13 protein-coding genes are annotated in these 14,325 nt (G+C 42.2%); 5 read left to right on the top strand and 8 right to left on the bottom strand.

Features of this window, described 5'->3' with window-relative positions; genetic code table 11:
- Positions 1–76: 76 nt before the first annotated feature.
- On the bottom strand, positions 77–1,498 hold the full coding sequence (gene dnaA, locus LZF95_RS14100; RefSeq protein ID WP_233755734.1) for a chromosomal replication initiator protein DnaA: 1,422 nt from the start codon (positions 1,496–1,498) through the stop codon (positions 77–79).
- A gap of 394 nt (positions 1,499–1,892) precedes the next feature.
- Here dnaA and LZF95_RS14095 point away from each other — a divergent pair, with 394 nt between their 5' ends.
- Both LZF95_RS14095 and scpA read left to right on the top strand, forming a co-directional pair.
- Positions 1,893–3,296, top strand: coding sequence for a methylmalonyl-CoA mutase family protein (locus LZF95_RS14095; RefSeq protein ID WP_233755733.1), 1,404 nt, complete (start codon positions 1,893–1,895; stop codon positions 3,294–3,296).
- Positions 3,293–5,416, top strand: a complete 2,124-nt coding sequence (gene scpA, locus LZF95_RS14090) for a methylmalonyl-CoA mutase (RefSeq protein WP_233755732.1) — start codon at positions 3,293–3,295, stop codon at positions 5,414–5,416. Before LZF95_RS14095 ends, scpA begins: the two co-directional genes overlap by 4 nt.
- Before the next feature lie 11 nt (positions 5,417–5,427).
- On the opposite strand, the gene LZF95_RS14085 is transcribed toward scpA, so the two are convergent.
- Together LZF95_RS14085 and LZF95_RS14080 are read right to left on the bottom strand one after the other, a co-directional pair.
- On the bottom strand, positions 5,428–5,889 hold the full coding sequence (locus tag LZF95_RS14085) for an RES family NAD+ phosphorylase (protein WP_233755731.1): 462 nt from the start codon (positions 5,887–5,889) through the stop codon (positions 5,428–5,430).
- A complete protein-coding gene (locus LZF95_RS14080; RefSeq protein WP_233755730.1) occupies positions 5,886–6,314 on the bottom strand; it encodes an antitoxin Xre-like helix-turn-helix domain-containing protein in 429 nt (142 codons plus the stop codon). The genes LZF95_RS14085 and LZF95_RS14080 overlap by 4 nt, the downstream gene beginning before the upstream one ends.
- Before the next feature lie 95 nt (positions 6,315–6,409).
- On the opposite strand from LZF95_RS14080, the gene LZF95_RS14075 reads away from it, so the two are divergent.
- Entirely contained in the window at positions 6,410–7,759 is a 1,350-nt protein-coding gene (locus LZF95_RS14075) for an AGE family epimerase/isomerase (protein ID WP_233755729.1), read from the top strand.
- A gap of 96 nt (positions 7,760–7,855) precedes the next feature.
- Positions 7,856–9,754, top strand: coding sequence for a TIGR00341 family protein (locus LZF95_RS14070; protein ID WP_233755728.1), 1,899 nt, complete (start codon positions 7,856–7,858; stop codon positions 9,752–9,754).
- 5 nt (positions 9,755–9,759) lie between these two features.
- On the opposite strand, the gene LZF95_RS14065 is transcribed toward LZF95_RS14070, so the two are convergent.
- Entirely contained in the window at positions 9,760–10,506 is a 747-nt protein-coding gene (locus LZF95_RS14065) for a diphthine--ammonia ligase (RefSeq protein WP_233755727.1), read from the bottom strand.
- A 157-nt stretch (positions 10,507–10,663) separates the two neighbouring features.
- Positions 10,664–11,014: a hypothetical protein gene (locus tag LZF95_RS14060; RefSeq protein WP_233755726.1), complete on the bottom strand. Its 351-nt coding sequence runs from the start codon at positions 11,012–11,014 to the stop codon at positions 10,664–10,666.
- A gap of 564 nt (positions 11,015–11,578) precedes the next feature.
- Here LZF95_RS14060 and LZF95_RS14055 point away from each other — a divergent pair.
- Complete coding sequence (locus tag LZF95_RS14055; RefSeq protein ID WP_233755725.1) at positions 11,579–12,715, top strand: ATP-binding protein; 1,137 nt, start codon at positions 11,579–11,581, stop codon at positions 12,713–12,715.
- Here LZF95_RS14055 and LZF95_RS14050 read toward each other — a convergent pair.
- From LZF95_RS14050 to LZF95_RS14040, 3 genes are all read right to left on the bottom strand, one after another.
- Entirely contained in the window at positions 12,712–13,158 is a 447-nt protein-coding gene (locus LZF95_RS14050; protein WP_233755724.1) for an SgcJ/EcaC family oxidoreductase, read from the bottom strand. The genes LZF95_RS14055 and LZF95_RS14050 overlap by 4 nt on opposite strands.
- Before the next feature lie 72 nt (positions 13,159–13,230).
- Positions 13,231–13,980, bottom strand: coding sequence for a hypothetical protein (locus LZF95_RS14045; protein WP_233755723.1), 750 nt, complete (start codon positions 13,978–13,980; stop codon positions 13,231–13,233).
- A gap of 148 nt (positions 13,981–14,128) precedes the next feature.
- On the bottom strand, positions 14,129–14,320 hold the full coding sequence (locus LZF95_RS14040; RefSeq protein WP_233755722.1) for a hypothetical protein: 192 nt from the start codon (positions 14,318–14,320) through the stop codon (positions 14,129–14,131).
- Positions 14,321–14,325: the final 5 nt, after the last annotated feature.

The raw sequence follows: 14,325 nt of genomic DNA, 5'->3' as shown, positions 1-14,325 counted from the left end.
ACTTCCGTCGCCGGGCTTCCGTTAGTCAAAGTACTGGAAAATGGCCAAGCCTTTAATTGAGAGCGTTCCAGAGATATCAATAAGACCTCATCTTAAATTTTTTCTTCAGCTCCAGCACAGCGTTTTTGAATGAAGTATCTGTCTCCATCATATCATTCACCGTCTGTACAGCATGGATTACCGTAGAGTGATCTCTTCCCCCAAAGTGGTAACCGATAGATTTTAGGGAATGATTGGTAAATTCTTTGCAGAAATACATCGCGACCTGCCTTGCGGCTACAATTTCTTTCTTGCGCGTCTTTGCCTTGAGGTCATCCAGCACTATCCCATAGTACTCCGCCACTGTCTTCTGGATAAAGTCAACCCCCACTTCTGTCTCGATATCCTTGATGATGTTTTTCATCACGGTTTTGGCCAGCTCCAGACTGATCTCCACACGGCTCAATGACGCATGTGCGATAAGTGAAATAAGAATACCTTCCAGTTCACGTACATTGGTATCCACTGTGTAAGCAAGATATTCCACTACATCATCAGGGATCATAATCCCCTCAGATTGCATCTTTCTCCGGATAATCGCCACCCTGGTCTCAAAATCCGGCATCTGCAAATCCGCGGTCAGCCCCCATTTAAACCGGGAAAGCAATCGCTCTTCCAAACCTTTCAGATCCCTAGGCGGACAATCTGAGGTCATGATAATCTGTTTTTTACTCTGATGTAGATGATTGAAGATATGAAAGAACATTTCCTGAGTCCTATCTTTTCCAGCCAAAAACTGGATATCATCAATGATCAACACATCCACCTGCATATAAAAATTAGTGAAGCTCTTCACATTCCCATCCTTGATGGAGTCCATGAACTGATTCACAAATTTCTCCGAAGACACATAAAGCACAAATTTGTCCTCAGGGCCATTTTTGATCTCATTACCGATCGCCTGAACCAAGTGGGTCTTGCCCAATCCCACTCCCCCATAGACCATCAGCGGATTAAAGGAAGTGATTCCTGGCTTGGTGGCCACGGCAAAACCAGCTGAACGCGCAAGTCTATTGCAGTCACCTTCAATATAAGTAGTGAAAGTGTAGGTGGGGTTTAGATTACTATTTGTCAATGCCTCGGCATTGAGAGACTTCATCTCAAAAGGGGTCTTGTCAGGCTCGACAGCTGGTGAAGCACTTTTTTTAACACCATTGTTTCCCTGAGGGAAAGAAACCACATAGGGCTGGTTTGAGGAGTTGCCCCTATCCACTACCACTGCGTATTCCAATCTGCCACTTTGTCCAAGAGTAGTCTTTATGGCCAATTTTAACTCTTGCACATAGTTATCCTCCAGCCACTCATAGAAGAACTGGCTTGGCACCTGGATGGTCAGTGAAGTACCCTCCAGTTTGACGGGATTAATAGGCTTAAACCAAGTTGAAAAGCTCTGCTCATTGACGTGCTGCTCGATAACACGTAAACATTCATTCCAAACGGCGCTAGCTTCTGAACTCATTAGAGAAGATTTCTGAAAAACAAAGATTTTGCAGTAGGTGCAAGGGTGTCAAATTTGAGCAAAATTAACTTAAATAAAAAATTGAATTCTTCTTGAAATATTGAGATTTTGAATTCCGACCATTTCTCTCCCAAAGGAAATTTGGTTCAATTATATTATTCGATTCAAAGTTTTCACCCCGGGGCTATTCAGACTACTTTTTATATTAAAAAACATAATGCTCTGAATGGCCCTACTGGCCAACCAAATCAAACAACTACCATAATCCTTTTCAAAATCTTGATTTCCCCGGCATTTTTCTATTTTTGATAAAGGACATTTTAACCTCTGATTTCAAATCAAGGACTGTTTTTTATACGTAAACTTTTGAAACCACCGACATTTAAACCCACTTATGACAGATCTAGACTTCTATACTTTTACACAATCCGGCAAAGAGGCCTGGATTGAGCAAATAAAAAAAGATTTAAAGGGAAGAGATTATGACCAGACACTAAGCTCCACTCTTTGGGAAAAAATCAAAGTCCATCCTTTTTATACCAAAGAGGATTTAAATAAAGACACAGCTGAATATAGATTCCATATGGATTCTATCATGCCAGGAGATTCCGCACGGACTTGGACTAATTTAGTATCCATCTATCCTATAGAAGAAACTGCAAATAAAGAGATACTGCATTTCCTGCAAAATGGCGCTGAAGGCCTAGTCCTTCATCTGGAAGGCACCGAAAACCTGAACAGGCTTCTCAAAGGCGTACAAACTGAATTTATTTCAACCAATTTTTTACCCACTGGAGAAACAGCTCTTTTCTTCCGAACAATTCAAGAATGGACAGAATCCCTCACACTTACCCCAAACATGCTAAAAGGCAGTTTTCTATGGAGCCCGTTTGATGATTTGTTTCGAGGCAGCAGCTCTTTCGACCAAGGTCTTGATTTTGCCGCCAAAGCAATCCATGATTATAAAGAGTTTAGGGAGCTTTTCCCAGTGACGGTGAACCTGGCCCGATATGCAAACACAGGCGCCACCGGGATACAGGAACTGGCATATGGATTGGGAGAAGTCATAGAACTTATAGATAAGTTTTCAAAAAAAGCGATCTCGCCCGCTCAGGCGTTTGAAAACCTTGTATTCCATACTGCAATTGGCGATTCCCACTTTGCTGAAATCGCCAAAACAAAAGCTTTGAGAAAACTCATAGTAGAGCTGGCTAGAAATTATGGCGTACACCTTCAGATGGAGAGCATTCATATTATCGCTAGCACCAGTACCTGGAGCAAATCACCTTTGGACAAAAACACCAATCTGATCCGTCAGACCTATGAGGCGACGGCCGGGATTCTGGGAGGAGCCAATTCTCTGTGGGTAATTCCTGCGGAAGAAAAGAATGCCTCTGCCTTGGAAAAAAGAGTCGCCAGGAATGTTTCTGCTATTCTGAAAGAGGAATGTAACCTCGACAAGGTAATGGATCCTGGATCTGGGTCATTTTATCTGGAAAAGCTACAGGAAAAAATCGAACAGAATGTAATTCTGAAGCTTCAAGAACTCGAACAAAACGGAGGATGGCTAAAAAGCTTCGAAAACCGTAACCTTCATTCTGAAATCAGAAAAAGCCGTGAATCTTCACAAAAGAAAGTTTTAGCTGATTCTGAAATTAAAGTAGGCGCAAACAAATATCTCGCAAAAGATAGTCAGGAGGAATATATATTATTCGACCCTTTGGTTGAAAAGGACTTTGAACTGCTTCCAAGCCGTGCCACATACTTTGTAGAACAAAATAACCTGAGCAACTCATGAGACCGGACATCACTAAATGGGAATCATTAAAAATTCAAGTTCCCGAAAAAACGGAAAACCCCAATTGGGAATCTCCCGAGCAGATTTCTATTCCTCCCCTTTTTGATAGCAAACAAATTGCAGGACTTCCCCATATCACTTATGCGGCAGGAATCCCCCCATACTTGCGTGGACCTTACTCCACCATGTATCGCACACGCCCCTGGACGATCCGCCAGTATGCAGGTTTTTCTACCGCTGAAGAGTCTAATGCTTTCTATAGAAAAAATCTTGCCGCAGGCCAAAAAGGATTATCCGTAGCCTTTGATTTAGCTACTCACAGAGGGTATGATTCTGATCATCCCAGAGTAGTAGGTGACGTGGGCAAAGCCGGGGTGGCCATCGATTCCATAGAAGACATGAAGCTGCTTTTTGATCAGATCCCGCTGGATCAAATGTCTGTTTCCATGACCATGAATGGGGCGGTGATCCCGATTTTGGCATTTTACATAGTAGCGGCCGAAGAGCAGGGAGTCACAGCAGATCAGCTCAGCGGCACGATACAGAATGATATCCTGAAGGAATTCATGGTACGAAACACCTATATCTACCCTCCCCAGCCATCGATGCGGATCATAGCGGATATTTTTAGGTTCACCTCAGAGAAGATGCCGAAGTTCAACTCTATATCCATCTCAGGATACCATATGCAAGAAGCCGGAGCCACTGCGGATTTGGAGTTGGCTTACACGCTGGCAGATGGAATGGAGTATTTGCGTACCGGCGTAAAAGCGGGTTTGGACATTGATGATTTTGCCCCACGGCTTTCCTTCTTTTGGGGAATAGGGATGAATTACTTTATGGAAATTGCAAAAATGCGTGCTGGCAGATTGCTTTGGGCAAAAATCGTCAAGCAGTTCCATCCCAAATCGGATAAATCACTCGCACTCCGTACACACTGCCAGACCTCAGGATGGTCACTTACCGAACAAGATCCCTACAATAATGTGACACGAACCGCCATAGAGGCACTTGCGGCAGTCATGGGAGGAACCCAATCCCTGCATACAAACTCTTTGGATGAAGCCATAGCACTGCCCACAGACTTCTCTGCAAGGATAGCCAGAAACACCCAGCTTGTTCTGCAGGAGGAAACAGACATTACAAATGTGGTGGACCCTTGGGGAGGATCACATTATGTAGAGTTCCTGACCGATCAATTAGTGAACCGTGCTTGGAGCTTGATAAAAGAAGTAGAGGAGCTTGGCGGAATGGCGAAAGCTATAGAGACGGGATTGCCAAAACTCAGGATAGAAGAAGCTGCTGCCAAAAAGCAGGCAAGAATAGACAGTGGGCGTGACATCATTGTAGGAGTAAATCGCTATCAGGTGGATGAAGACTCCGGAATAGAAGTGAGGGATGTAGATAATCAAGCTGTAAGAACCTCCCAACTAGAAAGGCTGAAAAAGCTAAAAGAGTCCAGAAACCAGCAAGAGGTGGGGACTACTTTGGAAGCCCTGACAAAAGCTGCAAAATCCGGCGAAGGGAATCTTCTCGAACTTGCGGTCAATGCAGCAAGAAAAAGGGCTACTTTAGGGGAAATCTCAGATGCTATGGAAGAGGCATTTGGGCGACATCAGGCACAAACCAAATCAATTACCGGAGTTTACGCAGCAGAAGTGAAAAATCAGGACTCGTTCAAAAAAGCCATAGAATTATCTGACAAATTTGCAGGATTGGAAGGACGCCGTCCAAGGATAATGGTCGCAAAGATGGGGCAGGACGGGCATGACCGAGGTGCCAAGATCATCGCAACGGGATTTGCCGACATGGGATTTGACGTGGACATCGGCCCCCTTTTCCAGACTCCGGAAGAAGTAGCCCAACAAGCCATAGAAAACGATGTGCATGTAGTTGGGGCTTCTTCATTGGCAGCAGGTCATAAAACCCTCGTACCCCAATTGATCGATGGACTTAAAAAACTCGGCAGACCGGACATCATGGTAATAGCAGGCGGGGTCATTCCCGCCAAAGATTACCAGTTTCTCACCGACGCAGGTGTGTTTGCCGTTTTCGGCCCTGGAACAGTTCTTTCTGAAGCAGCAATTCAGATTCTGGAAAAGTTGATCGAAGAGGAATGAATGCTGAATTTCTATTTCGAAAACAACCGGTCATCAAAATCGAATGGTTCTGTCAAGGTAATTTCAACTTCATAAGATAGCCTATGGGATGGATTAATCAAGAAGTTAAAATCACCCCGAACTACTACTGATGGGACTTTAAAAACCAGATATTTATTTTCTGAGAGAAATTCATCACCTATTTCCCGTGTGGAATGAGAATGAGGAATTGATCCCCAGTCAGGAGGCAACTCCGAAGTCACAATTTCCTTCACCTCAATTGTATCAGGAATTGTAATTTCCACTAGTTCATAATCGGTCGGGATATTACCAAGCGGTGTGTGTACAGCTATTTCAGCTGTGCAAAGCGCACGGGATTGGCTAGTGTAAAGCACTGCTTTCCCTTTGCTATTCCATCTTCCGCCAGCCAATTCCGCTCCTTTTCCTGACAAATCGAACGCATACTTGCTTTTGGAAAGTCGGTAAATTTTCATGCTAAAAGACCATACTCGATTCTAGTCAACTCGTCCTTCAAAAGAGTAATCCCAAAACTGCTGTCCAGAAAAGACTTTGGTAGTAAACCGCCCAAAGCTATGGAAGGAGTCTCCAGCCAAGTTTGAAATTTTGACTTTTGCCCGAACACCTCTACTCCTCTCTTTTGAAGTAAGGCAATTTCAACTATCTTTTCTGACTGCAAGGAATCAAAAGACTTTTGCTCTTTTTGGTATCGCTGCATGGTACGCTCAGAGATATGTAAATACGACGCCCATTCTTCATTTGTAAATGCACTCTTGGAGGCAAACCTATCGAAATCCTCAAAAGAAACACCTTGCCTGATCAGAGAGATTACGTCATTTATAAACTTATCGTCTGTGGTGTTATAAGCTACTTCTGGATCAAAAATAGTAAATTGAGTCATGGCGCATCAGCAAGACTATGTACAACTGTCATAAATTTAACGACATTTGTCTAGACTTTGTTTAATTACTTCAGTTTTTTCTAAAAAAATCCTATATGTCATTAAGGTATTCTACAGCTCTACTCCTGACACTTATAGTCGCCTGCAGTTCTCCTGGAAAGAAAGACAATCCAAAAGAAATTCTCGCTAACCAGATGGAAGAGCATCTCAAAACCGAAGTACTGGATAAGTGGTACCCTCAAGCTATCGACACTATTGACGGTGGTTTTCTGAGCAATTTCACCTACGATTTCAAGCCAGAGGAAAAGCAGGAAAAAATGATCGTAACCCAATCCCGCCACGTCTGGACAAACGCCAAAGCATCCTTAAAGTATCCTGAAATCGATTACTATAAACAGGGAGCGGAACACGGTTTTATGTTTCTACGCGACAAAATGTGGGATTATGAACATGGAGGATTTCATTGGCTGGTGGACAAGCAAGGAAACCCGATCGGTGACCCCATGAAAACTGCCTATGGAAATGCATTTGGGATCTTTGCGCTAGCCGCATATTACGATGCATCAAAGGATGAATCTGCTCTCCAGCTAGCAAAGGAAGCTTTTTACTGGCTGGACACCCATGCCCATGATTCTATCAACGGAGGATATTATCAGCATTTAGAGTCCGATGGCTCCCCTATTTCCCGAACTGACGACACCCCTTCCACTTCCGACCTTGGATACAAAGACCAGAACAGTTCCATACATTTGCTGGAAGCCTTCACTGAATTATACCAAGTCTGGACGAAACCAATTGTAAAGAAGAGGCTGGAGGAAATGCTGCTGTTGATACGGGATCAAATCGTGACTGACAAAGGTTATTTGACGCTTTTTCTTAGTCCAGAATGGAAGCCTATTACGTTTGTGGATTCCACAGAAGAGGTTATTTTGGCACATCACAGCTTAGATCATGTATCTTTTGGCCACGATGTGGAGACAGGTTTTTTGATGATAGAAGCCTCAGAGGCTTTAGGCTGGAAAAACGACAGCACCACGCACAAGGTGGCAAAGAAAATGATAGACCATGCACTGGAAAAGGGCTGGGATGAAGCTGTAGGTGGGTTTTATGATGAAGGGTATTATTTTAAGAATGGTTATCGGGTGACACATGACACCAAAAACTGGTGGGCGCAGGCAGAGGGAATGAATGCCTTACTGCTAATGGCCGAGCTTTATCCAGAAGATTCACGTGACTATTATGGCAAGTTTGAAAAACTATGGAAATACACTGACACCTATCTTATAGACCATGATCATGGTGATTGGTATTCCGGAGGACTCGATAAACAACCCGAACTAAAAACAGTTGGAAAAGGGAATATTTGGAAAGGAATCTATCACCATTACAGATCATTGGATCACTGCATTGACAGGTTGAGAGAAATGAGTGGGCATATGGAATAACTTCTGACTCCCATTAACTTCACGGTAGTGGAACTTATTTCCTAGAACTATGCCGGTGATGTGACCCACAATCTTTGGTTATTTTATAAACCTAGCATGAAGCAAATCACTTTTGTATATGACCCGGAAACGGAACAGGAAAAACTGGAAGAGCTTTTGGGAAGACTTGATCCGAAGCCCCATGAGCATGTTTCTTTTTCAGATCTTTCATTGAATAAGTACTCTTCTGGACATTGGCTAGCCTGCTCCTTATCCGATTCACAGTTTAAAGAATTGCTTAAAAAGTTAAAAGGTAGCGAGATAAACATAGGAATCCTTCCACATCCTAAATTGGTGAATGGGAAAAAGGGGCTAGGAATCAGCCCAAGTCTTGAAAAAGCCTGGGAGGAGATTCAAGTAGCTAAAGACATACCCAAAATGGATCTCATGCAGGTGAATGAAGAGTTGACTTTCAATTCACTGGTAGTGGGCAACTCGCTCAGTATATTATACTCAAACGGGTCGGCTGGTTTCATAGAAGGAATCAGAACCAGATTTTCACAGCTGCTCAACCTATTCCGCAGGGTAAAACTAAAACCCTACACAATCACATACAAGAACAAAAACGGCGAAGACCTGACCATCAATACTGCAGCAATGGGAATTCTAGCCGTAGCCCATTGCGAAAGCAATCTGATTTTCCGGCGGATAATCCAAGAATCCGGGCTTGATGACGGCAGGATACACCTGTTGATCTTAGCGCCAAAAAGCCTTTTTGCATTGATTCAGTTTGGCCTGCAGCATTTGTTCATCCCAATGAAAGGGGGAACCCTGCCCAGCTTCGTAGGCTATCTATCCACGAATGAAGCAAAGATTGCATCTTCAGAAGCTATGGAATATGCCATAGACGGCGAAGAGGGCAAAGCGAATGAGCTAATTGTTAATCTGGTGGATGAAAATCTCAACGTACTTCCTGGTTCATCTATCATGGGAAGTGAGGAAAGAGAAGGTCCTATTGAAATCAATATTAAATCGCTGCCTTCAGGAAGATTGAAAACAGAGCTTCTGCATTCTTACCTGCCATGGGTACGCCATGCCACTACCGAAGAATTCAAGGAACTATTCTCCATGCTCCGACAGAATTCACGGACGAGTTCGAGCTACTTGGTTCTGATGGCCTTGTCCACCATGATCGCTACCTTTGGCCTATTTGGTGATTCCGCTCCGGTTGTAATTGGGGCTATGATCCTTGCTCCCTTGATGGGGCCGATTATTTCCCTTGCAATGGGTGCGCTGAGGCAAGACAGTATGCTGGTACGAGATAGTATGCTAACGATTTTGTGGGGAATTATCCTTGGGTTGATATTCTCTATTCTGATTACCTGGATTACACCTCTTGAAGTGCTTAACAATCAAATTACCGCCAGAATACGGCCAAATCTATTAGACTTGGGAATAGCAGTAGCTTCAGGAATTGCCGGTGCTTATGCCTATTCGAAAGAAGAAATCTCCAAAACGCTGGCTGGAGTAGCTATCTCCGTGGCCTTAGTCCCTCCCCTAGCAGTTGCCGGAATAGGTATAGGGTGGGCAGATTGGAGTGTGTTTAGTGGTGCCATGCTATTATTAGGAACAAACCTGGCTGGAATAGTAATGGCGGCCGCCCTGACTTTTCTCATTCTTGGGTTTAGTCCGTTTCGTCTGGCCAAAAGAGGGTTGCTGATCAGCCTTGGGATTCTCCTGGCTATCGCTCTTCCGCTGGGATTGAGCTTCAATGAGATAGTGAAGGAAAACAAGGTAATCCAAGATCTCAGTGGAAAGGAGATTCCGCACGGACTACTACGGGAGGTAAAGGTGCTTCGGATGCAACCACTGAAGTTGTCAGTCACTATTCTTTCGGAGAAAGCCCTGGGTGAAGAGGATTTTAAAGAAATCAGACAAGAAATTGAGGCCGAAATCGGTCAGGAAATCTCGTTGGAACTAACCTTGGGCGTGAGAATGGGGGACATAGAAAAATAGATTAGTTATACAGGAATGAGATCACAATACCAGAATCCATAGGTAGATGGATCTTCTTTCTCCTTAGAAAAGCATTGATCAGACTCATCCTTGCTTTTTGGCGCTTCATATTTCCGCAGGACCACTTCTCCCTTTTCAAAATCAACAGGTTTGCTAAAAATGGGCCCATCATAAACAAAGGTGTGGAACTCACCATTTTCACCGCAGGGATCTACACCTGAAGGCAGGTCTTTTATAAAATCTTCATCAATCTCCCGTCCAACAAAGCTTTTATCCAGGTATTTCTCATTTACGCAGGTTGTAATAGTTTTGAAACCCAGATCCAAAAACTCCCGGATGAGTAGATCAGTGGATTGCTTCCAAAGCGGAAATACACCAACCAAATCCAACTCTGCCAGTTTATTTTGCCGATAAGTTCTTAGATCCTCCAGAAAGATATCCCCAAAAACAGATGCAGTTATGCCTTCTTTCTTCAAGCTGCTAAGTGTATTACGCATAGTTTCCTCATAGATTTCCATGGATGGCATATCCGGGATTTCCATTTTCACCAAGGGCTTGCCTATGCTTTCTACCTGCCTATCCAACAATTCCGTGCGAACCCCATGCATAGATATCCGCTGATATCTCTGACTGATACTGGTCAGCAAACATTTTACTTCATACTCCTCTGACTGCTGCAATTTATAAAGGGTAAGTGCGGAATCTTTTCCCCCACTCCAATTGAGTAGAACTTTAGCTTTTTTATTTGTCATCGAAATATTGGAATATAGAGCCTAAAATAGATAAAACTGGCCAAAAGACTAATCTATAGTCTATGTAAACCTTTTCTGATTGTACTAGACTATTAAAAAAAAACACTCTATTTCAGCAGGTTATCCGCTAAAATAGAGTGCTAGAGATATTAACTTTTTACTCCTTTACCCGGGTAAGTTTCATCTCCCCCCGCTGTGACACTACTTTAAGCTCATCCTCAGAAATAAGCTCACCAGCGTGTGAAATGGTCATATCTTGAACAGCAAAGTCATAGCTGAATTTATTCGCTTCTACTTTTCCATTTTCCAAGGGAATCTCACCCATTTGGCTTGCTATCGTACCTGTCAATGTTCCATTATCGACTTTATAATTGAACGTTAATTCCATTTCACCTTGAGGGCCGGCCAAAGTGGTTTTCCATTTTCCGGTAATGTCACTTTGTGCATAAGCTGTCATGCCTGCTACCATTAGGACACAGCAGAGCATTGATAATTTCTTGAAATTCATGATTTTTTTAGGATTAAGGGTTTAAATGATAAAAAGAGCATCAGCCTTTCCCGAGACGCCAACTAATCAAATGTTTTCGGCCTCCTGGAAATGACAGACTTTCAAAAATTAGTTAATTATCAGACAATTACCAAAAATTAGACGGATACAAATTGCTTTATACCAGTTTTTCCGACTGCTTCAAGATCAATATTATCTTGGGCAACTATAAACCTGGCAAACAGTCATGAGGGAGAATTAATTTATTGTTTCATACAATTCTGGGTTAAGTAAAAGTGTTGTTTGGGGGATGACAGTTGAGAAATAAATTTCAGGGTGAAATTGACCAAAAAATAAGATCGCTATTTCTATTTACGTAAAAGATCCTTTCCCATGAATTTCTATTTCATAAAACTGATATAGGAGAAAATTAGGCATAGGAAAACGTAGCTTACTTCTTGTCTTATAAAATTAAAATTCTCGGCAAAGCAGTGCAAACCGCCTAATTAATGTAAATTGCACTGGTCATACAGCCTAATTAATATAAATTGCGCTGGTCAACCAGCCTAATTAACATTTATACTAATGGAAATCCCAAGATTCATTGAGAAAAAGCTCGTTAACCAAATTGGAAAACAAAAGGTGCTGATGCTATATGGCAGTAGAAGAACAGGTAAAACCACCATAATTGAAAACATCCGGCAGAAGCATGAGAAAGATACATTAATGCTTTTGGGAGAGGATATCCAGGTTTCCGAATATTTACAAAACAGGACTGTAGCGAATTACACGCAGCTAATTGGAGGTAAAAAACTGATTATCATTGACGAGGCTCAGGCAATTCCCAACATCGGCAAAATCCTAAAGCTAATGATAGATTCTGTAAAAGGGATCACTATCATTGCTACTGGCAGTGGTAGCTTGGATTTGGTAAATGATGCCGGTGAACCTCTCGTAGGAAGGCAATTAGAATATCTTCTTTTACCACTCGCTCAAACAGAATTAACACAAACAGAAAACAGATTAGATTCCCTTAATCAACTACCAAATAGACTTATTTATGGAGGATATCCGGAATTAATCCATCTCCCCTCCCTTGAGGAGAAGGAAGAATACTTGAAATCTTTGGTTAACTCCTATCTGCTTAAGGATATTTTAGCGCTGACAATGATCAAAGGCGCTGATGTTTTGCTTCGCTTATTGAAACTACTTGCTTTCCAAGTTGGAAGCCAAGTGAGTACCGTAGAACTGGGAAACAGCCTTCAGATCAATAAAGAAACTGTAGATCGTTACCTAGATTTACTCTCAAAAGTATTTATAATTTTTCCTCTGGGAGGATTTAGTCAGAATCTTAGAAAGGAAGTGTCTAAGTCAAGAAAATGGTATTTCTATGACAATGGAATTCGAAATGCATTGATTAACAATTTCAGTCCTTTAAACTTCAGAAATGATGTGGGAGCACTATGGGAACAATGGATAATCGTGGAACGGATGAAGTACAACAGTTCAAAAGGATACAACCCTCAATACTTCTTTTGGAGAACCTATGATGGACAAGAAATTGACTTACTGGAAATCAACAGTAAGCAGGAAATACAAGCAATTGAATGCAAATGGGCCACTTCTAAATCTAAAATCCCAGCTGCTTTTGCGAAGGGGTATCCTTCAGCAAAATGGGCTGTAGTAACTAAAGAGAACTTCAGTGAGTGGATAATCGACTAGTTTCCTGCCGGGAGCATATTGCGGATAGCTGCGATCTTCCACTGCTCAGTTTCTGTAACTACTATGAAGGTGCTCCACATTTTGCGGATATTTCCCGAGGTATCTGTGATCTCATAGCGTGCATCTACAATCGCAGACTCAGGATTCAAAAAACGTATGGACTCAACCTTCAAGATCCGGTCGCCGGGATTTGATGATGAGCTCTCCATCATTCCCTGGACGGCTGCTGCCATACCTTTGCGCCATTCTCCTGAGGAAACCAATTGGTCTACTTCCTCCATCAATATCTCCTTCAGCAAAACCGTATCCTTAGTTTCCCTAGCCTTAGAATAGGAATTGATCAAGTCGATGATTTCCTGGGACTGCGCTTTGGAATTTAATGGTTTTTGGCAAAAAGCAGTGGAGCTGAAAAGGAGGAAGAAAAGGAAGATGAGGGTTTTCATGGATAATAAGTAGTTTCACTATTAGCAAGATACACATTGAAAAGCCATGAATTAGAATCAACCTTGAATTTATTATAATACAAAAGTGCCCATGAAACTCTTGTTGCCTCTCTCCGCAGGATAGAAATAGACAGGGACAACAATCTTTATAGAATCCGACCTTGACTTGTCTGCTCCAAAAGGTCTTAGTTTATAGGTGCAATTTGAAAGGGTTTCTACTATTTCCGCATCTACTGGATCTTCAAATCCTTTGATTACATTGACTTCTATCGGTAATTGCTGATCATTAAAGTTAACTTCAAACAGTGCAAATCTCTCTTTTACCTGAATGCCTTTTTTACTCTCCAATAAATCTGCAAACTCTGAAGAAATAAAATATTCGAGGTTTGAGGAATACGTATTATCCCATTTACTTAGAGTCCGAATCACATCTAAATTTATCTGGTTACTTCTCCTTTCAGCATTTAGATCAATAATAAAGGAACACATTCCAAACACTAGTTGACCAGAAGAGTTTCGTGACGCTGTTACTACTAATTCAGATCCTGCAGGATAAAAAACATCGCAAGAAGTTCCGATTTTTCCATCAGACCTCCCTCCCACGAAAATCGAAGTGATTTCTGAACCTTTGAAAAGCTCAAGCAATTCCACATCTGTCTTATACACTGAACTTTCTCCTTCATTTGGGTAAACTTGTGTGATTTTAATATGTCCCACAAATTCCTCAGTACTAAAACTGCGAATAGGGTCATTAAAAGCACATTTGCAGGCAAAAGACTTGACTCCAATAACAAAAATAAGAATAGTTAAAAGGTATTTCATACCCTCCTAAAATAATAAAAGTCTCTAATCATCGAATCTGTTTTAGATTTTTTAAGGATAGCTTAATAAAGCCCGGCCGCAAAGAAGCAGGACAACTGTAGGATCAGTCTGAATATCCGGGGTGGGATCGTGATGTTTGATTAGGTAGTTAACTTGTGTTGGGCTCCATAGCCAACAAGCCACCATAGTTTTTACCAGAGCTATAGGAATCCCCACCTCTAGGAGTGCCCCAGGATTTACCGATCGTGCCGTTGGCACTCTTGGCGAATTTATTCAGATTCCCCAACCCTGAATTTCGCTTTGCTGCATTCAGGGCGGTTACCTGTTGTGCCTTTGGCACAAACG

The organism is Algoriphagus sp. AGSA1, from assembly GCF_021390545.1.
Lineage (GTDB): Bacteria > Bacteroidota > Bacteroidia > Cytophagales > Cyclobacteriaceae > Algoriphagus.
This window is presented reverse-complemented; position numbering and strand designations above follow the sequence as displayed.

What these genes read in the sequence shown, in the direction of transcription:
- dnaA (WP_233755734.1), bottom strand. Translation starts at nt 1,498, where the DNA reads ATGAGTTCAGAAGCTAGCGCCGTTTGGAATGAATGTTTACGTGTTATC.
- LZF95_RS14095 (WP_233755733.1), top strand. Translation starts at nt 1,893, where the DNA reads ATGACAGATCTAGACTTCTATACTTTTACACAATCCGGCAAAGAGGCC.
- scpA (WP_233755732.1), top strand. Translation starts at nt 3,293, where the DNA reads ATGAGACCGGACATCACTAAATGGGAATCATTAAAAATTCAAGTTCCC.
- LZF95_RS14085 (WP_233755731.1), bottom strand. Translation starts at nt 5,889, where the DNA reads ATGAAAATTTACCGACTTTCCAAAAGCAAGTATGCGTTCGATTTGTCA.
- LZF95_RS14080 (WP_233755730.1), bottom strand. Translation starts at nt 6,314, where the DNA reads ATGACTCAATTTACTATTTTTGATCCAGAAGTAGCTTATAACACCACA.
- LZF95_RS14075 (WP_233755729.1), top strand. Translation starts at nt 6,410, where the DNA reads ATGTCATTAAGGTATTCTACAGCTCTACTCCTGACACTTATAGTCGCC.
- LZF95_RS14070 (WP_233755728.1), top strand. Translation starts at nt 7,856, where the DNA reads ATGAAGCAAATCACTTTTGTATATGACCCGGAAACGGAACAGGAAAAA.
- LZF95_RS14065 (WP_233755727.1), bottom strand. Translation starts at nt 10,506, where the DNA reads ATGACAAATAAAAAAGCTAAAGTTCTACTCAATTGGAGTGGGGGAAAA.
- LZF95_RS14060 (WP_233755726.1), bottom strand. Translation starts at nt 11,014, where the DNA reads ATGAATTTCAAGAAATTATCAATGCTCTGCTGTGTCCTAATGGTAGCA.
- LZF95_RS14055 (WP_233755725.1), top strand. Translation starts at nt 11,579, where the DNA reads ATGGAAATCCCAAGATTCATTGAGAAAAAGCTCGTTAACCAAATTGGA.
- LZF95_RS14050 (WP_233755724.1), bottom strand. Translation starts at nt 13,158, where the DNA reads ATGAAAACCCTCATCTTCCTTTTCTTCCTCCTTTTCAGCTCCACTGCT.
- LZF95_RS14045 (WP_233755723.1), bottom strand. Translation starts at nt 13,980, where the DNA reads ATGAAATACCTTTTAACTATTCTTATTTTTGTTATTGGAGTCAAGTCT.